This window comes from Klebsiella sp. MPUS7, assembly GCF_009905335.1.
GTDB lineage: Bacteria > Pseudomonadota > Gammaproteobacteria > Enterobacterales > Enterobacteriaceae > Klebsiella > Klebsiella grimontii.
Genome location: NZ_CP047604.1, coordinates 2720935 through 2746648, shown reverse-complemented (window position 1 = coordinate 2746648; position 25714 = coordinate 2720935). Strand labels below are relative to the sequence as shown.

Annotated in this window: 24 protein-coding genes and 1 pseudogene; 8 read left to right on the top strand and 17 right to left on the bottom strand. The window is 53.9% G+C overall.

All coding sequences use genetic code 11. The annotated features are described in order from the left end of the window. Positions 1-84: 84 nt before the first annotated feature. From GUC22_RS12945 to tolA, 6 genes and pseudogenes are all read left to right on the top strand, one after another. On the top strand, positions 85-831 hold the full coding sequence (locus tag GUC22_RS12945; protein WP_024358147.1) for an ATP-binding cassette domain-containing protein: 747 nt from the start codon (positions 85-87) through the stop codon (positions 829-831). A gap of 18 nt (positions 832-849) precedes the next feature. Beyond that, positions 850-1851 carry an ABC transporter permease gene (locus GUC22_RS12940; RefSeq protein ID WP_004136967.1) on the top strand — a complete coding sequence of 334 codons (1002 nt, stop codon included), beginning with the start codon at positions 850-852 and terminating at the stop codon, positions 1849-1851. A gap of 3 nt (positions 1852-1854) precedes the next feature. After that, entirely contained in the window at positions 1855-2934 is a 1080-nt protein-coding gene (locus GUC22_RS12935) for a phosphotriesterase (RefSeq protein WP_160183552.1), read from the top strand. A 13-nt stretch (positions 2935-2947) separates the two neighbouring features. Next, positions 2948-3703: a glutamine amidotransferase gene (locus tag GUC22_RS12930; protein WP_024358145.1), complete on the top strand. Its 756-nt coding sequence runs from the start codon at positions 2948-2950 to the stop codon at positions 3701-3703. Beyond that, positions 3703-4846 (top strand): annotated as a pseudogene (locus tag GUC22_RS12925) (M20 family metallopeptidase). Before GUC22_RS12930 ends, GUC22_RS12925 begins: the two are co-directional and overlap by 1 nt. Before the next feature lie 140 nt (positions 4847-4986). Further along, the gene (tolA, locus tag GUC22_RS12920) at positions 4987-5415 is read left to right on the top strand and encodes a cell envelope integrity protein TolA (protein ID WP_154963562.1); all 429 of its coding nucleotides are present in this window, start codon (positions 4987-4989) and stop codon (positions 5413-5415) included. A gap of 62 nt (positions 5416-5477) precedes the next feature. Here tolA and GUC22_RS12915 read toward each other — a convergent pair whose 3' ends face one another. The 4 genes from GUC22_RS12915 to ttrS all read right to left on the bottom strand — a co-directional run bounded on the left by GUC22_RS12915 (position 5478) and on the right by ttrS (position 11035). Further along, entirely contained in the window at positions 5478-7442 is a 1965-nt protein-coding gene (locus GUC22_RS12915) for a TonB-dependent receptor domain-containing protein (RefSeq protein ID WP_413773954.1), read from the bottom strand. A gap of 40 nt (positions 7443-7482) precedes the next feature. Beyond that, on the bottom strand, positions 7483-8541 hold the full coding sequence (locus GUC22_RS12910; RefSeq protein ID WP_064371771.1) for a YncE family protein: 1059 nt from the start codon (positions 8539-8541) through the stop codon (positions 7483-7485). 159 nt (positions 8542-8700) lie between these two features. Next, positions 8701-9288, bottom strand: a complete 588-nt coding sequence (ttrR, locus tag GUC22_RS12905) for a tetrathionate respiration response regulator TtrR (RefSeq protein ID WP_024358141.1) — start codon at positions 9286-9288, stop codon at positions 8701-8703. Next, the gene (gene ttrS, locus GUC22_RS12900) at positions 9263-11035 is read right to left on the bottom strand and encodes a tetrathionate respiration histidine kinase TtrS (RefSeq protein ID WP_148865844.1); all 1773 of its coding nucleotides are present in this window, start codon (positions 11033-11035) and stop codon (positions 9263-9265) included. Before ttrS ends, ttrR begins: the two co-directional genes overlap by 26 nt. Positions 11036-11211: 176 nt before the next feature. Between ttrS and GUC22_RS12895 the strand changes: the two genes are divergently transcribed. After that, positions 11212-11715 (top strand): hypothetical protein, encoded by a 504-nt coding sequence (locus GUC22_RS12895; RefSeq protein WP_160183549.1) that lies wholly within the window; start codon positions 11212-11214, stop codon positions 11713-11715. A 314-nt stretch (positions 11716-12029) separates the two neighbouring features. Here the strand turns inward: GUC22_RS12895 and GUC22_RS12890 are convergent, their stop codons facing one another. The 13 genes from GUC22_RS12890 to GUC22_RS12830 form a co-directional block, all read right to left on the bottom strand. Next, a complete protein-coding gene (locus tag GUC22_RS12890) occupies positions 12030-13004 on the bottom strand; it encodes a helix-turn-helix domain-containing protein (protein ID WP_024358139.1) in 975 nt (324 codons plus the stop codon). Positions 13005-13144: 140 nt separating this feature from the next. After that, the gene (locus GUC22_RS12885; RefSeq protein WP_160183548.1) at positions 13145-14431 is read right to left on the bottom strand and encodes an FKBP-type peptidyl-prolyl cis-trans isomerase N-terminal domain-containing protein; all 1287 of its coding nucleotides are present in this window, start codon (positions 14429-14431) and stop codon (positions 13145-13147) included. Next, positions 14428-14850, bottom strand: a complete 423-nt coding sequence (locus GUC22_RS12880; RefSeq protein WP_224231806.1) for a hypothetical protein — start codon at positions 14848-14850, stop codon at positions 14428-14430. The genes GUC22_RS12885 and GUC22_RS12880 overlap by 4 nt, the downstream gene beginning before the upstream one ends. A gap of 105 nt (positions 14851-14955) precedes the next feature. After that, positions 14956-15915, bottom strand: a complete 960-nt coding sequence (locus GUC22_RS12875) for a hypothetical protein (RefSeq protein WP_141528278.1) — start codon at positions 15913-15915, stop codon at positions 14956-14958. A 44-nt stretch (positions 15916-15959) separates the two neighbouring features. Next, on the bottom strand, positions 15960-16475 hold the full coding sequence (locus tag GUC22_RS12870; protein WP_004136423.1) for a fimbrial protein: 516 nt from the start codon (positions 16473-16475) through the stop codon (positions 15960-15962). Positions 16476-16485: 10 nt separating this feature from the next. Further along, positions 16486-16992, bottom strand: coding sequence for a fimbrial protein (locus GUC22_RS12865; RefSeq protein ID WP_148677672.1), 507 nt, complete (start codon positions 16990-16992; stop codon positions 16486-16488). A 13-nt stretch (positions 16993-17005) separates the two neighbouring features. Beyond that, positions 17006-17758, bottom strand: coding sequence for a fimbria/pilus periplasmic chaperone (locus GUC22_RS12860; protein ID WP_142476417.1), 753 nt, complete (start codon positions 17756-17758; stop codon positions 17006-17008). Between the two features lie 12 nt (positions 17759-17770). Continuing rightward, positions 17771-18295 carry a fimbrial protein gene (locus GUC22_RS12855; protein WP_004136417.1) on the bottom strand — a complete coding sequence of 175 codons (525 nt, stop codon included), beginning with the start codon at positions 18293-18295 and terminating at the stop codon, positions 17771-17773. Continuing rightward, entirely contained in the window at positions 18295-18888 is a 594-nt protein-coding gene (locus tag GUC22_RS12850; RefSeq protein ID WP_004136415.1) for a fimbrial protein, read from the bottom strand. The genes GUC22_RS12855 and GUC22_RS12850 overlap by 1 nt, the downstream gene beginning before the upstream one ends. A 32-nt stretch (positions 18889-18920) precedes the next feature. Beyond that, positions 18921-19655, bottom strand: a complete 735-nt coding sequence (locus GUC22_RS12845; RefSeq protein ID WP_160183547.1) for a fimbria/pilus periplasmic chaperone — start codon at positions 19653-19655, stop codon at positions 18921-18923. A 19-nt stretch (positions 19656-19674) separates the two neighbouring features. Next, positions 19675-22176 (bottom strand): fimbria/pilus outer membrane usher protein, encoded by a 2502-nt coding sequence (locus GUC22_RS12840; RefSeq protein ID WP_160183546.1) that lies wholly within the window; start codon positions 22174-22176, stop codon positions 19675-19677. 111 nt (positions 22177-22287) lie between these two features. Further along, a complete protein-coding gene (locus GUC22_RS12835; RefSeq protein WP_024358135.1) occupies positions 22288-22821 on the bottom strand; it encodes a fimbrial protein in 534 nt (177 codons plus the stop codon). Positions 22822-22888: 67 nt separating this feature from the next. Beyond that, a complete protein-coding gene (locus GUC22_RS12830; protein ID WP_004136407.1) occupies positions 22889-23434 on the bottom strand; it encodes a fimbrial protein in 546 nt (181 codons plus the stop codon). Between the two features lie 919 nt (positions 23435-24353). On the opposite strand from GUC22_RS12830, the gene GUC22_RS12825 reads away from it, so the two are divergent. Then, positions 24354-25676: an NAD(P)/FAD-dependent oxidoreductase gene (locus tag GUC22_RS12825; protein ID WP_004136405.1), complete on the top strand. Its 1323-nt coding sequence runs from the start codon at positions 24354-24356 to the stop codon at positions 25674-25676. Positions 25677-25714: the final 38 nt, after the last annotated feature.

Below are 25714 nucleotides of genomic sequence, written 5' to 3'. Positions count from 1 at the left end.
CCGCAGGATGGCGAACATTTTCCCGGCAACAGCGATGGGAGTTATCAGATGCAGCAGCCACACACTACCCCGCCAAGGGTGGAGATGATCAACATCACCAAGACCTACGGGTCGATACGTTCATTGCGCGGAGTCAATCTCGAGCTGGCTCCGGGCGAGGTGCTGGGCTTGGTGGGCGATAACGGCGCGGGGAAATCCACCCTGACCAAAGTACTCTCGGGGGCGGTGATCCCCTCCGGCGGCACGATTCGCATCGACGGCGAACAGCAGCAGTTCGCTAATCCGGCCGATTCGCGCCGCTGCCATATCGAGATGGTCTACCAGGATCTGTCGCTGTGCGACACGGTCGACGTCGCGGGCAATCTGTTTATGGGCCGCGAGCCGATGAAATCGGTCCTCGGTATCCCCTTTCTCGACGAGGCCAAAATGCACGCCGACGCCCGGGAGATGCTTAAAGGACTCGGGATCTCCATTCCGGATACCCGCCTGCTGGTGCGAAATCTCTCCGGCGGCCAGCGTCAGGCCATTGCCATCGCCCGCGCGGCGGCCTTTGACCCGAAAGTGCTGATTATGGATGAACCCACCGCCGCGCTGGCCGTCGCGGAAGTTGAGGCGGTGCTGGAGCTGATTCGCCGCGTTTCCGCTCGCGGCGTGAGCGTGATTCTGATTACCCACCGCCTGCAGGACCTGTTTCTGGTCTGCGACCGGATCATGGTGATGTATGAAGGTACCAACGTCGCCGACCGACGAGTGGCCGACACCAGCCTGAGCGATATCGTTAACCTGATTGTGGGCGAAAAATTCACCGCCCGCTCTGCGGCCGCACATTGAGGTAACAGGATGAGTATCATGAACTTAAGCAGCTCCCGCATGATCCAGCATTCGCTGCCGCGCCGCCTGCTGCATAACCACTCCGGCGTGGTCAGCATCGCGCTCTTTTTCGTCTTCTGCTGCGTGGTGTTCTCGCTGATCACCAGCAACTTTCTCACCGGCACCAACTGGCTCAACATTATCCGTCAAAGCGCCCCGCTGCTGATCGTCGCGACGGCAATGACCCTGGTCATTACCACCGGCGGCATCGACCTGTCGGTGGGTTCCACCCTCGCGCTGGTCGGCGCGCTTTCCGCTATCGCCCTGAACAACTGGGGACTGCCGTGGCCGGTGGTTTTGCTCGGCGGCCTGTTGCTCGGCGGCATCGTTGGCGCCATCAACGGCTTCTTTATCGCCTATGAGGGCATACCGGCGTTTATCGTCACCCTCGCCACCCTGGCTGTGGTTCGCGGCATCGCGCTGCTGGTCACCCAGGGCTACTCGATCCCGGTTCCGGCTGACAGCCTGTTTACCTTTATTGGCCGCGCGTGGGTTGTGGGAATCCCTATGCCTGCGTTGATCGGCATTATGATTCTGCTTATCGGGCACATCGTTCTCAACCATATGCGTTTTGGCCGCTACGTGACGGCTATCGGCGCCAACGCCGAAGGCGCGCGACGCAGCGGGATTAACACCAAAGCGGTGACCATGAAGGTCTATATCATCAGCGGCATGGCCGCCGCGCTGGCGGGGATGATTATCACCGCGCGCCTCGGCAGCGGCTCCTCCAACCAGGGCGAAGGTTTTGAACTGCAGGTCATCGCCGCCGTGGTGCTCGGCAGTACCAGCCTGTTTGGCGGCTTCGGCACCATTATCGGCACGCTGCTGGGCGCGCTGTCGATTGCGGTGATTCAGAACGGGCTGATCCTGTCGCATATTTCGCCGTTCTACACCCAGATCGCCACCGGCACTATTATCCTGCTGGCTATCTGGCTGAACACCCGCATTCTCAACCCCGCGCGCTCCGCGGCAAAAGGATAGCAGATGAAAGGATCAATTTTTCGCCATCCCGACCCGCTGCCGGTCGGCGTCAGCAGCGGTTACGTGATGACGGTGCTCGGCCCGCTGCCGATAAGTGAAATGGGCGTGACGCTGATGCATGAGCATATTCTGCTGGATGCCTCCGGCAAATGGGTGCCGCCCTGCTGCTGTAGCGAGCGCCATCTTGCCGAAATGCCGGTGAAAATGGAAAACCTCGGCGAACTGTCGCTGAACCCGCTGATGAGCCGCGATAACTGTCAGTTGTTTGACGTCGACGTCGCGATTGAAGAGCTGACGAAATATCGCGCCCTTGGCGGGGAAACGGTAGTCGATCCGACCAATATCGGCATTGGCCGCGATCCCAAAGCGCTGGCGCGTATCGCCCGTCTGACCGGCCTGAACATTATTATGGGCACCGGCCTCTATCTGGAACCCTCGCACCCCGAGTGGGTTAGAACCAGCAGCGTTGAACGGCTGACCGAGCGGCTAATCTACGATCTTGGCGGCGCGGAAGAGAAACCGGAGGTGCTCGCCGGACTCATCGGCGAAATCGGTATCTCAAGCCGCTTTACCCCGGATGAGGAGAAATCCCTGCGCGCTGCGGGCCGGGCCAGCGCCGCGACCGGCGTGCCGATCGAGGTCCACCTGCCCGGCTGGGAACGGCTGGGTCACCGCGTACTGGACATTCTCGAGCAGGAAGGCGCCGATCTGCGCCATACGGTGCTGTGCCATATGAATCCCAGCTTTGCCGATAAGCGTTACCAGCGGGAGCTGGCGCAGCGCGGGGCGTTTCTCGAATACGACATGATCGGCATGAGCTATTACTACGCCGACGAGTCGGCGCAGTCGCCCTCCGACGAGGAGAACGCCCGCGCAATTCGCGAGCTAATTGACGACGGCTATATCCAGCAAATTTTGCTATCGCAGGACGTCTTCCTGAAAACCATGCTCACCCGCTACGGCGGCCACGGTTACGGCTACATACTCAAGCATTTTGTTCCCCGCCTGCGGCGCCACGGCGTCAGCGGCGAACAGCTTGAAACCTTGATGATTGGAAATCCCCAACGGGTCTTCGGCGGATAAAAGGAAAGTCATAATGCAGAAAAAAATCTTACTGGTCGGTGAATCCTGGACCAGCACGTCAACACACGTTAAAGGCTTCGATCAGTTCGCCACCGCCACCTGGCACACCGGCGCGACGGATTTTCTGGCGGCGCTCGCGGACAGTGCCTACGCCATTACCTACATGCCCGCCCACGCGGCGGCGACAGACTTTCCGCTGACGCTAGAAGCGCTGCAGCAGTGGGATGCGATTATTCTGTCGGATATCGGCGCCAATACGCTGCTGCTGCATCCGGACACCTGGCTGAAAAGCCGCCGAACCGCCAACCGTCTGACGCTTTTGCATGACTACGTGGCCGGCGGCGGGTCGCTGATGATGATCGGCGGCTATTACAGCTTCCAGGGAATCAACGGCGGCGCGCGTTATCGTAATACCGCGGTGGAGAAAGTGCTGCCGGTCCGCTGCCTGGCATGGGACGATCGCATTGAAACGCCGGAAGGTTGCTATGCCGAGGTGACGGAATCCCACGCCCTGTTTAACGATATTCCGGGCGAATGGCCGTGGCTGCTGGGTTATAACGAAGTCGAAATGCATCCGGAGGGCAAACTGCTGGCGACGGTCGCCGGTACCGGTCATCCGCTGCTGGCCGTTCGCGAATATCAACAGGGTCGCTCGCTGGTGTGGACCAGCGATATGTCGGCACACTGGCTGCCGGAAGAGTTTGCCAAATGGCCCGGCTATCGCCAGCTGTGGATTAACTGCCTTGACTGGCTGACGGAACATCGCTGATGACCACCACCCTTGAACTCGCCCGGCAGCTGCTGGGCTTTAACACCATCAACCCGCCGGGCAGCGAAGCGGACTGCATGCGGTACTTTGCCGACTGGCTTAACGCTAACGGTTTTGCAGTTTCGCTGTCGTCATTCGGCGAGAGTCGCAGCAATCTGATCGCCTGGCTCCCCGGGGCAACGCCTGGTAAACCGCTGGCCTTTACCGGGCATCTGGATACCGTGCCGCTGGGAAATGCCCGGTGGCGGTACGACCCTTTCGGCTCGCAGATGGAAGACGGGCGCCTTTATGGACGCGGGTCCAGCGATATGAAAGCGGCGATAGCGGCGTTTGCCGTCGCCTGCGTTCAGCAGCGGGAAACGATCCTCGCCGGGCGCGGCGCGGTATTGCTGATTACCGGCGGGGAAGAAACGGGCTGCGACGGCGCGCGGGCGCTGATCGCCTCCGCGCCGTTGCCGAAAGTGGGCGCGCTGATCGTCGGCGAGCCCACCGCCAATTATCCGGTTATCGGCCATAAAGGCGCGCTCTGGCTACGCTGCGAAACGCGGGGAAAAACCGCCCATGGCGCGATGCCGGAGCTGGGGATTAATGCTATCTATCTGGCGGCGGATGCGCTGGCTAAAATCCAACATTTTTCGCCGGGCGCGCCGCATCCGCTGATGAAGCAGCCCACGGTAAACGTCGGACGTATTGAAGGTGGGCTAAATATTAATTCCGTGCCGGACCGCACGCGTTTCGATGTCGATATCCGCAGCGCGCCTGATTTACAGCACGCCACCATCCGCCAGCGGTTGACCACGCTGCTTGGCGAGAGCGTCACGGTGTCGACGCTGGTCGATCTGCCCGCGGTACTCAGCGAACAGGATCACGCGTGGATAAAACAGGTTTATCAGCGTTGCCAGCCGCTGCACGATCGGCCGCTTGAGCCGCGGGTGGTGCCCTACTTTACCGACGCCTCGCTGCTGCTGCCGGCGTTGGGCAATCCGCCCTGTATCATTCTCGGCCCCGGCGAGCCGTCTATGGCTCATCAAACCGACGAGTACTGCCTGCTCAGCCGGCTGGAGGAGGCTGAACAGCTGTACGGGAACCTGATTCGCGACTGGATGGCGTAAATCGCCCGCGGCGAAGGCAAAAAATACGTGACAGTGTCACTTAATGCCGCTGCCGCGCGTTCAATCCGCCGCAGGAAAAATCAGCGATTAGCGTTTGAATAAAATCGCGGAATAACAGAGGATAACCGCCTCGCATTCGGAATAGCTCATCGCCAGCAAGGAGGCATTACCATGTTCGTGAAAATCAGCCCGCTGCTCATTTGCCCCCTCGCTTTACTCCTTTCCGCCTGCTCGGGTAGTGCTTCTGCGCCGGACAGCACCGAAGACGCTAAAATATCGGCAGAAGTGGATAAGATACTTCGCGATTATCAAACGGGTTCAGATACTTCACCGCAGGCCAATGCCTCACGCTATCTGACCCAGATCCAGAAGGCTATCTTCGCTAAGATAGACCAGCCGGCGTCCAGGCAAGGGCAAACATGCTCGGTGCGCTTAACGCTACAGCGTGACGGGACGGTGGAGAATCCAACGGTCGAGAACGGCGATCCGGCGCTATGCGCGGAGGTGATGTCCGCGCTGAGACAAGCCACAATCCCGCCTGCGCCAGACGAAAAAACCTATCAAACATTCAGTCATGTCGTTCTGGACTTCAGGCCCTGACAGATCTTTGTGGGATCTTTGTGGGATCCTTGCGCAGAGGCCATTCGGCCCCTGCTTCATTGTCAGAACTCAATGCGCCCGCCGAAATTATAGCGCCGCCCTTCCAGCATCGCCGTCTGCCGGTAGACGGTGGTGTAAACCGGATTTACATCAAACAGATTGTAGATCCCGCTCATCAGGGTGACGCGCTTAGTCAGGTGGTAACGCGCGCCTAAATCCACTAGCGCGTAGGCGTCCGTTGCGCTGGACTTGCCGATATCCGGCGATCTGCTGCGCCAGCTGGCCCTGGTCCATAGTTCCAGATCGGAAGTGGTGTTCCACGTCAGCGAAACGTTGGCCATACTGCTGGGGAAATCGTTTAGCGCATAGCCTTTATACTCGCCGCTTTTCTGTTCGCTGTGGGTGTAGGTATAGTTGGCGTTCGCCTTCAGCGCTGCGGTCACCTGCCAGTCGCCGTTCAGCTCCACACCGTAGATCTGCGCATCACCGACGTTAATATATTGCGACACGCTATCGGCGGTATAGCCGTTGTATTGGCACTTCTGGGTAGCCGATGAGGTACAGATGGTATGGTCGCTGATTTTATCTTTAAATTTGGTGTAAAAAAGGGTGGCGTCGAGCGCCAGGGCATCCCGCTGCCAGTACACGCCCAGCTCGGTATTGATGCTTTGTTCCGGCTTGAGATCGTCGTTGCCAATACCGATTTCAGAATAAGGATAAGCCCCGTAGACGCTGGTAAAACCGGCATTATTCTGGCGTAAATCCGGTTTTTTATAGCCGGCGGACACGCCCCCTTTCAGCGCCCAGGTTTCGTCAATGGCCCAGTTACCGTACAGCTTAGGCGTAACGTGATAACCGAAATAGCTATCATGATCGAGGCGCGCCGAGGTCGTCAGGGTAAAGTCCGGGACGATCATCCACGCGTCTTCCGCGAATACCGCCCAGCCGTGGCGGGTAATTTTACTGACCGGGGTGACGCCGGGCGCCTGTTTGTCCACGATACCGAAGGTGTCATTCAGTTCGTTGCGCGTAAAGTTGACGCCTAACGTCAGCTTGTGATCGGCCAGCGTAAAGGTGTTCGCGCTATTGGCCTCAAAATTATTCTGCTTAATAAACTGCGGGTCCATGCCGGGCACGCGATATTCCGTGCGGGCCTTTTCGTAGCTGATAAAGTTCTTCACCTCCAGCAGGTCATCACCGTACCACGCATGCTGTGACAGCGAGGCCGCATCGCGGTCAAAACCCCAGTACCACTCTTTGTCGTTATGGGTTTTCTCCTGATTGCCTTTGGTGGCGTTCAGATCCCAGAGCTGGGTATCGGTTGGCGACAGAGAAATCGTGGCATCCAGATTTCCGGACTGATGTTTAACAAAACGTTCTTTCGTGGGGCTGTCATCATCGCGACGATCAAGATAATCCGCGCCCACGCTGACCCCGAGTTTACCCGGCACTACCGGCCCCATAAAGAACGCGTTAGTCTGGTTGGTGTTGCCGTATTCGCTTTTCTCCTGCAGGAAGTAATTATCCTCCAGCACCCCCGTCCAGGTGTCGAGGTTATACGCCTTTTTGGTGATGACGTTGACCACGCCGCCAATAGCGTCAGAGCCGTACAACGAGGACATCGGCCCGCGAATGACCTCAATCCGTTCAATAGCGGCCAGCGGCGGCATAAACGCCGCTTCCGTCCCAATATGATGCCCGTAGGGACGAGATTCGCGGGTAGATTGCTTGATGCCGTTCACCATATACGAGGTATAGGTCGAATCCATGCCGCGCATCTGAACATCGCCGGTCGCCAGGCTGCCGTGACCGTTGCCCACCAGCACGCCCGGCATCTCGCGCAACGCTTCGGATATGTTCTGGTTTGAGCGGGTATTCAGCGCCTTCTCATCGAGCACCGAGATCGTCGCCGGCGCCTCGCGTCGCTCCTGGCTGAACCCGCTGGCGGTGACGACCATCTGCTCTTCGTTTACCGAAGCGCCATCTGCGGCGAAGGCTGCCGCGGGTAGATTCAAGGCGAGCGCCATCGCCACGTCCAGGCGTGTTTTTATCGTCACAAAAAAATCCTTAGAATTTAGTTAGATCAATCTTGAGAACGTAGTCAGCCTGGTCGCTTTTTTCGTCCTGTTTGACGCTGGCATAGAGCGTTCCGCCATCCGCTGAAAGCACCAGGCTGTTGGGCATGGCCGCCGTTTTGATGGTGTGTTTGAGATGGTTGGTTTTCGCGTCGATGACGCTTATCGAGCGATCGTTACGATGGGTCACATAGATTTCATCGCGCCCGGCGTGATAGAGCACGGCGATGGAGTTTGGCGAAGCGATACGATCGACCAGCTTGCCGGAGTCCAGCCGCACCACCAGCACATCGCGGGTATTGGTATCGGCGATATATCCGACTCCGGCGGCGCTGTTCAGGGCGATATTGAGGAAATAGTGCTCCGATTCAGCCGGGTCGACCTTCACCCGGGAAAGCAGTTTCGACGTTTTGCCATCGAGGATAACCAACTCCCCGTTGCCGGTCACCGCATAAACCTTCTCACCCGCGGTAGCAACGGCAAACCCCACCGGGTCGATGTTCTTCAACGTATCAATTAGCTGCTGCTTGCGGCTATCGACCACCCAAAGCAGGCCCTGGCCCTTGCGCCCGATCCCTGACACATACAGACGCTGGTTTAGCTTATCCAGCACCACTTCGCGGACGTGGGCCTGTTTTTCCGGATCTGAATCATCGCTGAGCTGAAGCGTTTTAATCACCCTATTGGTCTGCGTATCCAGCAGCGTCAGCGAACCATCCAGCGCATTGCCCAAATACAGGATATGGTTTTCTTCATCCAGAGAGAGCGCAAAGGCGCGGCGTTCGGTGGCGATTTTCTCATCAATCCGCAGAGAGTCGGCCGCCAGTCGAAACACGACGCCCGCCGTTTTATCTTTATCAAATGAGGGCGCGGAGGCGGCATACAGCGCCTTCTGACCGCGATCATAGGCCAGTTCATAAACGCCATGGCCAAGAGGCTGAGAGCGGAATTCCCGCTCGCTGAAATCTTTTGCCGACGCAGAAAGCGCATGCAGAGAAAACGAAATGACCAGCGCGCCGCGCACGGCTTTCTTCAGGGATGCGATAGACATGTAATTTTTCTTTACAGTAGTTTACGGAATGCAAACAATAATGAAAATGAATATCGTTTGCAATTACATACTCCTCCCTCTTCCCTACCATTTATTGTGTTGTGATAGACGCCGCTGCGGTGTAGGTGCCGGCGGCCATACCGCCATGTTGAGAACCCATCACCGGGTAACCCGCTGTAATTTGCTGACTAACTCCGCCAGGCTCCCCGCCTGCATTTTCTCCATCACCCTCGCCCGATGAACCTCCACCGTGCGTACGGCAATACTCATCGCCTGCGCAATCTCCCGATTCATGAGCCCTTTCATCACCAGCAGCGCAAGTTCTCTCTCTTTGGGGGTAAGTTGCTGATAGCAATCGACGACTTTTTTCTGTGCAAAGCGCTCGCCGGAGACCGTGAGCCCATGTTCCAGCGCCGCCTGCAGCGGTTTTAGCGAAACCGGCTTTTGCAGAAAATCCACCGCACCGCGTTTCATCTCCTCTACCGCCATCGGCACGTCGCCATGCCCGGTCAGAAACACCACCGCCAGGGTACTACCGCGCTGACGCAGCGCCTCGTGAACCGCCTGGCCGTCCAGCACCGGCATCCGCATGTCCAGCAGCACAACACCGACCTGATACAGATCGGCCTGCGCAAGGAACCGTTCCCCCTCTTCCCAGCACACCGCCTCATAGCCCAGGCTCTCCAGTAAAAAAGCGCATGCCCGGGTCACTGCCGGATCGTCATCTAAGAGATGAATTATCGCCATTGTCGCTCCGCTCTTCTTGATGCGTGAATGCCAGTACCACTACCGCGCCGGGCCGTCCATCGGGCGCCGTTTGATTCCTTATGCCGATCTCTCCCCGGCCATAACGCACCAGCCGCTGACAGATAACCAGCCCCAGCCCCATTCCCTCTTGCCGGCTGCTCTTAAACGGCTGGAATGCCTGCGCTAGCTGCGCGTCATCGATACCGCCGCCGTTATCCTGCAGGACGATCCTCACGCTTCCGGCATCGCGAACGGCATCAATCCACAGCATATTCGCTCCGGCCTGCGCCGCATTGAGGATCAGATTCGCCAGCACCTGCTCAAGCAGAACAGGCGGTAAGACGATGGTCAGGGCGTGGTCTATGCTGCTTATCATCCGAAGTCCGGGAAACTGTCGCGGCACGTGCAGCCACTGCCAGACATTATCAATCGCCTGAACAATGCGAACGCTCTCCCACTTTTCGGCCGTAACGGATTCTCCTTGCGCCTGGCTCACCCAAAGCCGCAGATTACGCAGCGTCTCCGCCCCGCGCTGCGCCTGAAGATCAATGTTCTCCAGCGCCGACAGTAAAGGGTGCTGCGGATCCTGCTTCTGCAAGCGGATCGAACAGCCCTGAGCATAGTGCCGGATAGCCGACAGCGGCTGATTTAACTCATGTGCGAAACCTGAAGTCATTTCGCCGAGTACGCTTATTTGACGGGCCGTTTCAAGGGCCTGCTCCTGCTCGCGCAGCCGGATGGCGCTGCGTTCAAGCTGCCTGCCGCGCCGTCGCACCAGCAGCATCACCCAGATATAATTGAGTATCAGTAGTATCAATATCAGCCCGGCTCCCGCCACCAGCAGGCGATTCTGAACAAACCAGTTCCTGACATCCATCCATAACAGTCGCTGCTGAGGATGCTGTTTCAGTTCGCGCATGAGCGCTTCGGCCTGGCTGGTTGAGGCAGGCGCGCCCCAACGAAAAACCGCATTATCAGGCGCATTAAGCAACACGCGGGTCACGCGATCGGCTACCTCGTCGCTTACGGTGGGCAGCGCGGCAAAAGACCAGTCTCTGTAAAGCCGGGTACTGGTTACGCAAGGTGCGGATTCCGGGCGTGTTATCAGCGCGACAAAATCAACTTTATCAATCAGCCCCTCTTCATCCATCATTTCCAGCAGACACGCCGGAACAATGGCTGCCTGCACGGCATTTTCGCGCAGCAGATAAATAAGCGCATCGGCTGGAAATCCGGTGAAGCGCAGATGGAGATCGCTGTCTGGCCGCAATCCGGCATCGCTCAGCGCTTTGTATCCCAACAGGTAGCCGCCAAAAGCCAGGGGATCGATGGCGCCAACCGTTTTCCCGATCAAATCCATAGGCGTCTTAATTTCGCCGTCGCGACGGGCGAGGATGACGCTTCCTATTATGTTCTTCACGCCATGAGAAGCGCGCAATGAGGCCAGCCAGCGTAAGGGGAAATGAGTATTTAGTTGAACAAACTGCCCAGGGTGGGTCACGACAAACTGCACGCTACCGTTCTTGACCGCTTCCTGCATCTCATGGAGATCCAGCGGACGAATATGGAACTGCTGATCCGGCATCTGCTGATTCAGAAATGATTCCAGCGGCTGCCAGCTGCTGCGAGCAATGGCATCGCCGCGAATCGACAGCAGACCGATATACCATGAGTCCGCCCGTGCCGGACAGATCAGCAGTAATGTAGAGATCAGCAGCGCCAAACGCCCCATCGTTTTCGCTCCCACTCAACCATCCCTTTCACTATATTGATTTAAATCAACTATTAGACGGGTATGTGGTTAACCACAATAGCGATCCCCCCGCCGAGATTTTTACACTACGAATCATCAACACTGTTTATGTATCACAAGCAAGTCAATGATGTTGTAAATATTTCTTAGCCGCCGCGCGAGGGGAAAATATGGGCAAAAGTAAACTACCGTTTCTTGGGCAGTCGGGCATTGCGAGCGCCGACGCTTCTCGGGTTCCGCACATCCAGGCAAAAAAAGAACAGGTTCGGTCTAGCTCCCAGGAGATCGGCTGGCTCTTGTGGGCGTTACAGTATGTTTTTTTTATCGGCGTGGCGCTGTTTGTCTCTGTCCGCTGCGGGAGCAAAAAGCTGACGCCGCTGCGCGAGAGACGCGTGGACCTTCATCAAACCGCCTGTTCCGGGTGTTTTTATGTCTCTTCAACTCCGAAGTCGAAGATGCCCCGGAGTGCACCATTGACTCTGTTATTCAGCCGGGCGTTTACGGCACCATTTTCTGCTAAACGTTACGCCGTCATCGATCGGCGGATTTATACCGCGGGCCATTTCCGCGCTCGGCATGCTGATGTTCTGGCACATGGTATTGTGTCGTTATATTTTTGCCCTCTATCCCCAGCCCACCGTTCCGGGCTGCGGGACCTGCCAGCCGCGGCTTAGCGCGCTGACTCACTGACCGATTTTTTTGCCATGCGGATCCGCTCGTGAGGGGGCATGGCGTTGGTTACCGGCCAGGGACCTCCCCGCCGGCTGGCGTATTTCTGATGATAAATAAAGCGTTAAATTGATAAGAGATAGAGCCTGAGCACCCGCCTCCTGAATGAGACGTTCTTCTTTATAACCTCAACACCACTGCGCGCCGTTTTTTCTGATAAGGCGCAATAATAGCATTAGTATATTTAATCATTTATGAAAAAATGAGTTAACGATATTCTTATTCAAACGAGACAGCGTATTGTATAGTTGTCCTGTGCTTAACTTGCTAATTTCCAGCGTAGCGTATTACTTCTCCCGCTCCCGGTTTTAATGCTTATTACGGCTCCGGAGTTTTCCATCTGGCATAATAAATAGCGCATGCTGTAAATACTAATATCCATTTCGTTGGCGATCTCTCGTGTCGTCAGCCAGATTTCACTTTCGGATTGTTTTAAATGTAAACGACTGGTCGTCAGGCGTTTCATGCTTTGCAACGTACGGTACTTATCATCTGATTCATCACCGCCTTCAGGAGAAAGTTTTGTTTTCCAGATAAGCCGATCGTCAGCATATTCCGGAACATGATGCTGGACAATTTCAGCGTATTTTTTTGAAACAGCCTGAGAGCCTAACCACAGTACGAAGTCGCTATACCTTTTTATATTGATTTTACGCATAATAGAACGGCGATAGCTGCTCAATGCTTTTATAGAACAACCCATTTTTTGCGAAATCTCATAATGCCCCAAGCCTTGACTTAAATACCCTAGCATCAACTGTTCTCGCCATGCCAGTTGGTAAGGCCCTGGGCATTTAGAGCAGTTTGGCTTACGCAGATCCGGAGGGCCGCTCATCGAGTCAGCGAAAAATAAAGTAAACAATTTTCTGCGAATAGTGGCCACGGAGTTTCTCATGGTAATAACGGCATTGATGACCGGACAGTTAATATTCCGATCGTAATGTTCGCTACGCGGATATACGCTTAACCATTTTTTACCTAACATTTTGAACTTATATTCATTGTGTGTACGGAACTCATGACACCCCACCCAATCAAACACTTTTTCACCCGGCGTGTGGAATTTCACGATCAGATCCGCGGCCATAGGCTCGCTAGTCTTAGAGATAATCACTCCGCCCTGATACTCCTCTTCAAACAACTCTTTCAACAGGAATATAAGCCCCATGGAAAAATAATTATTCTCAGTTGCTATATGCACTGGCAAGTGTAGTGGTTTAGCAGTAGGTACCATAATGAACCTCCTTCCGGTTTGATTCAGCTCGTCCTGTTTACATATATGAGCTTAAGTTAATTATACAATTGAATTAGTACAAAGACTCTCGAGTACACGAATTATATATTAAAAGAAAAGTAAATATTTAACCTTTACATTTACATTGTACGTTGTTTAACCACTCGAACTTTCCAATGCTCGACATAGTTTCCCCGTTCTGCCGGGTCGCCGTATTCATTTACTTTCACCGCTAATTCGGCTTCACCATTCAAGCGTATTTTTTTTGCAACCACCCGCAGCCAGGTCGGCAGCTCGCTAATTTTTTCTTGCAGTACCAGACCAGAAAGATCGGAGTCTGCAATCAAGGTTCCGTCAGTCAGACGACGTATAAACGAAAGCGTTAATTCGGTTGCCGACTCATTGTCGGGTAATACCTCGTTACCGGTATGGATGACCCGGAACCAGGCTTCGTTACCGGCGGCTAATGTATTTTCCTGTTTAATAAAGTTATGTAACCATTCCTTGTCGCGTACCTCCCTGTTTTTCATGGTTTTCTTTATAGCATCGCTGACGCGCTGATTAGCCCTGGCAAGATGTTGTTCAAACGCCTCCTGAGAGAGGCGGCGTTCTCCGCGTAGCGTTTCCGTTATCCCCGCCAGAAATAATTTACGATCAATCTGAACACCTTGTTCATTTCGCTGTTCAAGCAGTTCAACAATATCAACACCCATCGCCATACCGGCGGCAAAATCCGCTAAATCTTGTTCACTTGTAGGGAGTGGTGGATACTTTGCCAGCTTCAGATTTTTTTGCATTTCCTGCGTCAAACGCTTCCACTGCCCATTCTCCGCCTCCAGTTTGCCGAGCTTTGACATAATTAAATGACGTTCTTTGTCGTTATTTTTTAAAATAACATTTTCACCCTCACGCTGGGCTAACTTATCGCGCATGCTTTTTATTTCGTCTTTCTGTTTCAGATATAGCTCTTTTATCATTCGCTCTGAAGGCGTGGCGGAAATATGTTGAATAACCGATTTCAGCCAGCGACCTAAAATACGAGAATCAGGAAGATAAACGTCTATTTCGTTCTTGTTTATTGTTTTTTGCTCCCTCCTCACCTCCGGATATTTGATAACGCCAGAAGGCGGAATATCAGGAGTTTTCGCAGATTTTTCATCTCTCTCTTTTATTTTTGCCGGCGCCGTTGTGGCTTTCACCGCGACGGACGGCCTGGCGTTAATCTTTTCTTTAGCAGACGCTTTTGGCGGCGTCTTTGATTTTTCCCACGGCGCAGGACGTCTCTCTTCCTGCGATTGCTCGCTGCTTTTATTGACTTCTTCGCGCTGGGTCCAATCCCTGGCATAGTTTAAAACATCAGCCTGAACGCATGGAATCATCGTGACACCGAGAATGAAGACGATTGCATTCCCTGCTCGATGACTCATTCGAGTTTATCCCCTGTTGGTTTGACTGCCAGACTATTTAGCATTTCTCCACGGATCTCTGAACATAGTTTTACCGCCTGGAACTTATATAAAGCATCAATGGCATGACGCGTTTCTGGATTTACTGAGTTACGCACGGTGGTATATCCGGAAGCTCCGTGCATGACACGCTCAAACCGGGCCTTTAATTCGGCATATCTGAGTTGATTAACAGTTCCCAATGCGTTTAACTCTTTTTCACACTGTACCATATCGACTTCTCCTTCCGGATTTGTCGGCGGCGCAACCGCTTCCCCTGAGGAAGTCACCAGCGATGGTGCTTTTTTAGGAACACAGCCGGTTAAAAAAAATCCCGCAATGATAACCGCGACAACGCCTGATTTAATCATTATTTTCTTAACTCCAGAATTAATATTCATCGCTATTTCTTCATCGCCAGCGTGACAATGAATATTTATGAAGGTTGCGATGGTGAAGAATATGCCATTCAATACCGCCCTGAAACACATTCAGGGCGATTTTAATTATAAATAATTTACAGCCAGTATCCCGGTTCCGCTAATTGGACCGGTACTGGTCGGCGTACCATTCAGGGTTACCGTAACATTTAAGTTATTTGTTTTACCGGATGAAACTCTGTTTGTTTGTAGCGCCAGACCATTAACAGTAACCTTCGCGGTAACGCCACGTCCCAAATCAATGGTGTCCCTGCCGGTGGTAGAAACGTTACTCAGATATAAGCTGTAAGTCACCCCTGCATCGCTACAGGCCATCGTTGCGCTTCTTGTCAGCGATTGCCCTGATACGGCCCCCGGCGCCATATCGTCAAATGGAAAGGACAGCGCGCTGGTGCTCATGCCACACCACTCCGGATCGGGTTCAGGATCAACGGTCCCAGGGAATCCTGGCTGACAAGGTTCCGCTAATCCAGGAGCATAAACGGTGTAGAAATCACCGGTCCCCGGGTTTATTGCTCCAAAAATCAGGCACGGCGGTGCGTGAGCAGGGTACGATGAGGGCAACGCGACGCTGGCGGTACCGGAGAAACCATATTTCTGATAGAAGCGCGCGGCCATCATCTGATGCGTACAATAAAACGGATTATCAGTACAATAATCTGTTGTAGTGCTGCCATCAGATTTACGCACAGGATCGGTATTGCTTACGGTCATAATTGGTTGCCTGGTTCCCCCGCCAAACCAGTGACCGTTCATTGACGTTGTCCAACCATAAATCATATATAGCCCCCAGGTTGCGGCCCTGGTAGCTTCTATCGAGGCGAAAGTCTGCGCATTTAAATCTGTAGCCCAGTTGACCGCGACGGAACCCCCGTTTGCCGTGAGAGACTGTACCGTCGGGCATCCTCCCCCCTGATTACCAAAGGCATTACAATCCGCCGCCGAAGCAGTTTCAGACCATAGCAGAGCATTGCCCAGTACGATCCCCGCCGTCAGTATCAATCTTTTTAAGTTTCTCTTTTCCATAAGCACCCTACCGCGTTAAATAGTATTCCGACCACGGGACTCCGTTACAAATATTCCGCCTTCAAGGTCACCGTCGCCTCGAACGGCCCTTCAGCCAACTCAATATTCGGCCTTTGCACCAGCAATGCTTCGATTTTGGGTATCGCCGAAAGGCTGATTTCTATCGGCGAATCAAACTGAAAAGGCTGACCGTCACGAAAGATCTTCACCCCAAGATTGCCGATATTGCCCATCGATGTGGCAACCGTCGCGCGATCGGTTGTATCAAATGTCGCCAGGGTTCCCCGAACGCTAAGCATCAGTTTCCAGTCTCTACCGGCAGTGCTGTCGCATACCAGGTTGTACGGCACATCCTGACGATAAACGCCATCACTGACCTTTTTGATCGACAGACGATCGCCAAACGGCACGTGAATGGTTTTATCGTTGTCTATCGAGCACGGCGGCGGATTGACCAGCATCCCTTTAAAGATGACGTCGGCTTCATTGGCGGCCATCGCCGGACTAACGCCAACGAAAAGGATGTTGAGTAAAAGCGCGGCTGTTGTTAGCTGACGCATTAGATAATCCTCATTGATAGCTAAACACCATAGTCGCTGAACCGTTAAATGCCCCGTCTGGTAGCGAGGCGTTGGTCTGCATGACCGGAACCGCATACAGAGCCGGAGGTTTATTTTCGGCATAGGTAAAACTCAGCACTCCGCTATTGGGAGCGATAGTCGTTTTACTCGCGTCGTACACTTTTATCCCAAGGCCCGTTACATCGGTGGTAAACAGCTGGCCGTTAAATGACGCGCCGTTACCTTTGAGATTAATTTTTAACGTATTACGAAGCAGGTTTGTGCATTTCAGCGTATAGACAATCGGCGTTTCGTAGTTCGCACCATCAATTCGGGTGGTCAGTACTTCACCAAAATTGACCACAATCTGTTGATTGTCATTGATTTCACATTCAGGTTCGACAATATTGCCGGTGATAGTCAACGTGGTTGTTCCACCGTCTGATGCCAGGCCGTATGGTGATGCGGCTATCAGGCAGCAAAGAACGGCAAGGCGCCCTAATTTCCATGTTTTCACTTTCTGCCTCCCGTCAGCTTTCAGGCGTGATAACCGGCTGCGCCTTACAGGCGGAACCGGTACACTGGAATGGCAGCAAACGTAAGCTACCGTAATCATTCACAAAAACCAGAACTGGCGTTGCGCCCAGGTCAGCTGCGCCCACGTTCAGCGCCGTCTGGGCCTTTGGCGCCACCATTATCGGTTCAAATCCTTCCTTGCCCTTTCCCTTCACGCTGCTACGACCTTCAACAAACGTCAGATGGTACGGCGTCGGGTTATTCAGCGTGTAGCGATTGCCATTTTTGGCCAGCGTCACGTTCTGGATGCCGGGAAAGGATTCGGATTTCGCATCAACCTTTATAGAAGCCGGACGCCAGAAAATTTTCAGCCGGGTCTGCAGCGCCAGCGTTAACACGTTTGGCTTATCGCTGCGCGGCGGAATTTCGCGCAGGTTGAACCAGAACACGCTCTCCCTGTCTTTCGGCAGCTTGCCGATATCCGGTAGAACCTGAACCCGCACCGCGCTTTTGGAACCGGCTTCAATGCGCTGCACCGGCGGCAATACCATCAATGGGCTCGTGACCTTGGCCTCTGTTTCATCCTCTATCCAGGTCTGCGCCAGATAGGGTTCCTGAGTATTCCGATTCGTCACGCTCATACTGACGCTTTTGTCCCCTTCATTAACGATCACCCGTGAACGGCTAACCGTTAATGCCGCCTCAGCGGGTAACAAAGAACTCGCCGATAACACTGCAACCGTGGCAAAAACGAGCGTTTTCTTCATAACGAGCCACCTCTAGTCGTACTCAAGCAAAAATGTTGTCACGCATTCGAAATCCCCTTCACGCACCCGGCTATGGACCGGCGCGGAGACAAAGGCCTGAAAATTTAAATTGGTGTCACCCGCCGTCAAGGTTGCCGGACGCATGGCGGTATTAGGTAATACCGGCGTACCATCCGCGTCTTCAACGGCGATAGCGATCCCGCCCGCTGTCCCGGTAACCGCGAAAAGTCCTGGCTGATCGACATCTTCTGTGCCCATGAACGTGACCTTTACCGTGCTTCCCAAAGACAGGTCGCAGTTGATGAGCATGATCGAGAAACGCTCGCGTTCACTCAGGTGATATTTGATAAACGTTTTCGACGGTATGTTGCGAAAATCAACGATCTGATCTTCTGAATCCACGTGCAGTTCACACGGGTCAGCCACCAGATTACCGGTGAAGTAAACATCCGTATCAGCATGCGTGGCCGGTACACTGACCAGCAGCAGCATGGGAAAAACCATCAGGCTTAGCGCTCGCGCTATGTGTCTTTTCATTATTCGTACTCCAGGCCGACATTCACTACGCTGCGCCATTCATTGGCCAACAGCGGCGCAGGAAGACGCCACAGCTGCGCCTGAAACACCAGATCGTTGCGCCCGGGAGTCAGGATCTGCGGCCGGCTTGACATACCAGGACGCAGAAGCTCGCCCCGCGGGTCGCTCAATCGCAGCGCCACCCCTTTCACGCCTCCATGAACCCTGAAGAACCGACTATCCGTAGGTTCTGTTTCCCCGTAAATCGTCATTCTTACGGCGGATTGCCCGTTAAGCATCAGCGAACCCCGCATCAACTGATGGTCTCGCATAAACTGATACTCGCCGGGGCAGCGATCTAATTTGATATATATCGCCACCGGCGTCGTAACCGAACCTGGCTGATCCAGTCCCCAGGCGACGGTACTGCCCAAATCGATCTCTTGTTCCGCCGATTCCGGCAACAGTACACACGGAGACGCAACCAGCGTGCCCGTGGCGCGAATCCCACCGTTGAGGCCGTCGGTGTCCCAGTTTGCGGCGCTAGCCACAGAAACGACCCCGGCTGTTAATAGCCACAGAATCAAGGTGGTACGACCGAATCCATGTTTCATCAGGCATCTCCTGTGTCCAACACCCGCTTCCATCAGGATGCGGGTTTGGCTGTCGCACGGCAGACATTACCGTTGCAACTAAACGGCAAAGTGGGTTTACCGCCGAAGTCGTTAATCGTGGTGACGTGCGGCGTCGTAAAGTGCGAACTGCTCACCATCGCCGTCGATTTTGGCGCGACCATGACCGACTGAAACCCCTTCGCCACGGCCATGTTCGGCGCGGGGGTAATGCCAATCACCGTCATGTAATACGGCGTCGGATTCTCCACCCGATATCCGCCGTTCACCTTCTGCAGCACCAGTTGGTTATCCCAACGGCTATACTTCTCCGGCAGGATGGCTTTTGGCCGGTAAAACAACTTTATTTTGGTGTGCAGCGCCAGCTGCATCACATTAGGTCGGTCGCTCTTAGGCGGTACTTCACGCACGTTGAAATAAAAAAGGCTCTCTCTGTCCTGAGGCAATAACGCCGCGTCCGGCATTGCATTAATGCGCAAAACGCTTTTTCCCTTTGCCTCGAGCCGCTGGAGCGGGGGGACCACGACCAACGGACCGCTTATTTTTTTCCCCTGCTCATCTTCAATCCATTCCTGGGCCAGGTAAGGCATTGACGTGCTGTCGTTAGTAATGTTCAGGGAAATGCTCTTCTGCGAACCGGGAAAAATCGCCCGCGTTCTGTCCAGGGCGATCGCCGCCTGTGCATCATTCAGCAGACCTGACGTCAGCGTTCCCAGCAGAATAGCCATCGTCGTTTTATTTACTTTCATTCCTTCACCATCCACTTTCTCAGCCGCGAGATATCGGTTTGCATGGCAGTAACAGCTGCTGTGCAGGGAGGACTCGCGGCAGTACGACTTCACACCGGGCGGAACCGCCCCAGTGCACGGTTAAATGCTCATCCGGATTCACGCCGGTCAACCAGGCCAGTCCGCCATCGCTGACCATTCCCAGCTCGCGCTCTTTGGCGTTATGCACCGTCGCGCCAAACGGCGGATGACGACCATCTTCCTGGCTGAGGATGGCGACGACTTTCGCGCCCTTTAACACATCGAAACGGCGGAACCCGATGGCGCCTTCGGTAAGCGCCAGCTCAGCAATTGGCGAGCCTGAAGTCTCAACGTCGTCTGGTAAGCGGTTAACGTCAATTTCGGCACTGGTGCGGAAATAGTTCGGCACGCCAGGGATCACCGCGATACCAAAGGCGTTGGTGTAACTCTGATACCCCACAGGCACTCCGCTCACCCCATCGGTGCTGACCATCAGCCGTGTCCCCCCCTGTACCCCACCTGAGTGCAGCGCCACGCCTTCAGCCGTTGCGGTCATACCGCCGCTGGCTGAGATACCAAAAGAGGTATACTGGCTTTGTGCCCAGTTAAAGTTGGTAGTAACATCGGCCATACTGCCAGGGTGCGAGTAATAGCCGCTCATCTGACTGCGCGTTCCCTGCCCGCCGCCTATGCTGTTACCGGCGTTAATGCGGTAATAATCATTATTTTCCAGACGATCGCTCCAGCTGGCGTTTTGCGTATAGCGGTCGCGGTTAATGCTTCCGTTGTACCCTACCGTGCCTGAACCAAATGGCATGGTGAGCGAAATATAGGCCGTGTCGTCCTTACGTCCGTTAAACTCGCTGCGCGCCGCGTTGAGCGATAACGAAAGATGTCTCCAGTCGCCCAGATCAAAATACTTGTTAAGAGAAACGCTGTAGCGATCGGTCGCCGGGCGGTTCCAGTAAGTCTGATGCGACCAGTTAATACTGGTGGAGAGGCGCAGGTCCTCGAAATTCTTGGTCGCCTGGAGGGTATACAGCTCTTTACTGTTACCGATATAACCTTCCCGGTAGCGAATATCTAAATACTCACCCATGGTGAGATAGTTGCGCTCGGAGAAGCGGTAGCCGGCAAACGTGACTTCACTACTGAGTTCATCAAAGCGTTTGGAATAGCTGAGCCGCCAGGATCTTCCGTGACGGTTTTTATCGCCCGGGAAGCGGGCGCTGGCATGGGTAACGTCAGCGGACAAGGTGCCGTAGACGCTCATATCACGACCTGCCCCGAGTGCCACGCTGTTGTAGTCCTGCGAGAAAATACCGCCGCCATACACCGACCAGGCATTCGTCAGGCCCCAGGAGAGCTCACCGGTCGCAAAATAAGGTCCCTGTGTACTGTGGCGATAGTCCCTTGGCCGACCGGTGGTCAGCTTGTAACGAAGCTGGCCGGGACGCGTCAGATAAGGAACCTGAGCCGTATCCACGGCAAAGGTCTGCACCGAGCCATCCTGTTCTTCAACCCGCACATCCAGCCTGCCGGTCAGGGCGCTGCTCAGTTCCTGAATACGGAACGGCCCCGCCGCAACGGTACTTTCATAGATCACTCGCCCTTGCTGGGTGACCGTAACCTTCGCGTTCGTCCGCGCGATACCCGAAACTTCAGGGGCATAACCGCGCAGTTTCGGCGGCAGCTGGCTTTCATCGCTGACCAGCGATAACCCGGTGTAGCGCCACGAATCAAAAAGATCGGAAGTGAGATAATCTTCACCAACGGTAAGCTTTGACATAATGCCAGGCAGCGCGCGATAGGCGTAGAATCGGCTCCAGTCAAAGTCACGGTTGGTACTGTTCGGCCGTCCAGTGGTGTTGTAATAACTTCCCTGATAATCCCCTCTTAAGCGCCATGGACCCAGGTTCACCCCGGTGGTGCCGCTGACGCTGGCACTCTGGCTCTGATTCCCGCGCCGTGGGAAGGTGACGTTAGTGTTGAGGTTGTAATCAAACAGCAGGCCAGGAATACCCTCTTCCCAGCGGGAAACAGGCAGCCAGGAAGCATCCTGGTACTCCAGCCATGCCTGAGGCATGGCAACCTGCAAGGAGGATTCGGACAGGTCGCCGCGTAAGACAATACCTTCAAGCGCGCTGAAATCGGCGCAACGACCGCCGTCAGGCCACTGAATCATTTTGAGCGCGTCTTCACGCAGCCCAAGTAAATCGACTTGTTCAGGCGTCAGGCAGGCTTCGACAACCAGTTGATCCTCGCGTGTTCTTTCAACGAAAGTAATATCCTGATCGGAAATCCCGCGATCGTTAAGTCGCATACTCAGCGTGTAGGTCCCGGGCATAATATATCCGGCCCGAGAAAAGCGGGATAAATCAATATTCTCGCGGTCCTCAGAATCCAGAATATCCACATTAAATTCTACCGCCACAACGGGTGATGTAGAACCAAAAATGGCAATAGCAATGTAAATACCCAGACGCCGCAGGTAATAAGCTGGTGGTCTGCTTTTTTTCATTTTTTTAAATCCATTTATTGCCTACCAGAATTCACCAGTGGGAAAGTATCTATTACGGGAAAAATGGATGAGGAGGAATAAAGATTCCCAGCCATTTAATAACGCTTTAACTTACTGATAAGTTACCATAAAGCGAATAATTCCGTACCAGTCACCTTCCGACAACGATTTTCCGCCGCGCACCAGCGATAATAAATAACGCAATTCATTATTGTCATTTTGTAACATGACGGCTGGCATCGGAATGCCGTCTTGCGCCACATCGCCGATCTGGCTGTGAATACGTAGCCCAAGCCCCTGAGCATTGCCATAAACTTTAAATATATCGCGACGAAATACCTCCGTTTCCCCACTAAAAGTGATGTTCACGCTTTGCCATAAATCGCCATGACTTCTTTCCAGTGAACAGTTCACCAGACGAACAGCGAAGGGTTTAATAATCGCTTTACCTTCCTCGTCGAGGTCATTATAAGAAATCACCCCAAAGGGTATTTCCTGCCAGATATCATCAGTATGAATAGAGCAAGCTGATTCCTGAATTTGACCATTCATTGTGACAAGCCCTCTGCCCTGATCGGATGCCACAGCGCCAGAAGATATTGCCAATAAAAGACTCAACGTCAGGCAACGCGTAATTTTTACCATGACTGTGCTCCTGAATATCGGGCTGCAGACGCAGCCCGAATAAAACTACTTGAGAACAGGCTAAGACTTATTGATAAGCCAGGGTAAAGTTAGTCACCGCCTCAAAATCACCCGGAGTGACGTTAGTCACTGACGCGATTTTTTCCAGGTAAGCGCTAAAGCTCAGAGTGTTGTCGCCAATGCCAAGAACGCGCCCGGCAGTAGGCTTATCTAAAGTCACCATCGTGCCTGAGTAATCCTGGATACGAACGCCAGCGCCCGCAGCCTGACCGGTAATAGCCAGCATGGTCATGTCATTAGGAACGTTGCCGCCATTGAAGGTGACAGTGACGGTGTTAAACATCGGGTCGCCGTTTGAATCCTTCGCGAAGGAGCAGTTTTCCAGCTCAATGTCGAACGGACGAGGAGTAGAGATACCGCCGTTATCCAAATGCGTATTGGAAATCTGACCCAGTTCGATACGCTGATCGCCGTAGCCATTTTTAATTGAGCATGGAGCATCAATAATCGAACCCCAGAAGGTGACCTTGCCGCTTCCCTGATCGGCCTGAGCTGCGAAAGAGGCAACACCCATAGTGAGAACAACAGCAGATGCAATTTTGCTAATTTTCATAATACATTCCGTTATATTAAAAGTTACTGGATAACCATCCTGAAAAATAACCCTCAAAGAGACTGAACGCAGATAGAGGGATAAAAACCTCTATATTTCTTCTCGAGTTACGCTTATTCCTGACAGCGAATTCATACTAACGCGAAAAATCTTACAATCAAATATATGCACCTGCTGAAACGATCATTACGAGCTAATAATTTTATAAAAAAATATCCAACAGGATAAAATCCCGTGCGTGTAAGGTAATACGACAACGCATGTGAAAATATTACTAATAATTTAAAATAAACTATTTGTATAATTTAAAAAGATCGCACGCATAGTTACACAAAAATAAAAACTGTTATTTTTCAGACGTTTGGACAAATGCCCAGGAATTTAATAACATTAGGATTTTTCCATGAGAAAATTCCTAATACATAATGCAAAAAAGGGGGTTCAAAAGACGAAAAATCCTATGAAATGGATGGGCGTTCTATATAGAGAAGAGCGAGAAGGAGCGATATTTTTACCACCTGGTCAAAAATACGCCTTATAGACGAGGCTACATTATAGATATGTGGCCAGGACGATCATGATCCACAGCAAAAATTTCTACAGAATTTCGTACAGGAAGCGACAAGATATGAATTGTTGCACTATCGCGGCAGCTGATAGAACCGACTAACCGCTCCAGGTTAAATCGCAAGCAAAAGATAAAGTTAAACCCGTACATCAAGAGGTGTTATTTTGCCCGTTCCTTGTTATTCTGCTGAATTGTTGTCCAGGTGATTATCATTCAGCATTACGCTGCTGCAGAAACTCTCCTGGCCACGGCGCTATTCTTGCCAGCTCAATATTGAAACCAATAAAAGGAAGAACGGCGAGCTTATTCACACCTGACGCGCAGGTGTTTTTTTCTACAGGGAGAATTATCGTGAGATTTGCATCAGTTCCTTTCAATCAGAATCAGGTGGGATGGCCGCTCAACGACATTGACCATCACAGACAACCGCAGCTGAGCGGCGACATCCAGGCCGACTGGGTGATAGTCGGTTCCGGCTATGCCGGCGTCAGCTTTGCCCGCCGGCTGGCTAGCCTCAATCCGCAGCTGAATATCGTGCTCATCGACGCTGAATGCGCCGCGACCAGCTCCTCAGCGCGAAATTCCGGCTTTATTATCGGCCTGCCGCACAATATCGGCAGCTCTACCGCCGAGCTGAAAAAAGCGCAGGATTACCGCGCCCTGTTGCAGGAAGGGATCCGCCTGCTCGATGAAACGGTGACCGAGCACCAGATCGCCTGCGAATGGGAAAACGTCGGCAAATACCACTGCCAGATAGATCCGTCCAGCGAAGCCATTATGCAGGAGTACGTGGATAACCTGCAGCTGATGCAGGAGCCCTACAGCCTGCTGGACGGCGAAGCGCTGTACCAGAAGCTGGGAACCCGCCTCTACAGTAAAGGGATCTATACTCCCGGCTGTATTCTGGTCAACCCGGCAAAACTGATCGCGGGCCTCGCGCGGCATCTGCCGGAAAACGTCACCGTTTACCATCAGACCCCGGCGCTGGCTATGCGCCAGGAAAACGGCGGCGTCAGGGTGACGACGCTGCAGGGTACAATCCGCGCCGCCCAGGTCATGCTGGCGACCAATGCCCTCTCCCGCGAACTCTCGCCCACCGTGAGCCGTCAGGCGTCAATGGCGACCTACGCCAGCATTACCGCCCCGCTCACGGCGGAGCAGCGTCAGCGCCTGCCAGAAATGGAAAGTTGGGGGTTAACGCCGGTCAATGCTATCGCCGGGGCAACGCTACGCTATACCCACGATCATCGTTTCCTGGTTCGCCAGCATGTCGATCCGGCATTGCGCGGCGTGATTACCGCCGGGCAGACCGCCACCGCCGCGCGCCAGCATCTGGCGCTGTTCCACACGGCCTATCCGCAGCTACGGGATGTCACGCTGGAGCGAACCTGGTCCGGGACCATCAGCGTCACCCGCAACGGCGCGCCGGTCTGGGGAGAGCTTGCGCCGAAGGTATGGACAGCCGGAGGCTGTAACGGCGCCGGGGTATCCAAACAAACCATCGCCGGGACGCTACTTGCCGATCTGGCGATGGGACAGGACAACCCGCTGATCGCCGCCATGCAGTCGCTCGGCCAGGCAAACTTTATGCCGCCTTCCCCGTTCCTGGATATCGGCGTAGCCGGGGCATTATGGAAAGAGCGCTACATGGGCCGTAAAGAGATGCCCGTGTAGTCGCGGTCTGACAGGTTTCACTGCCCGTGCGTGAAACC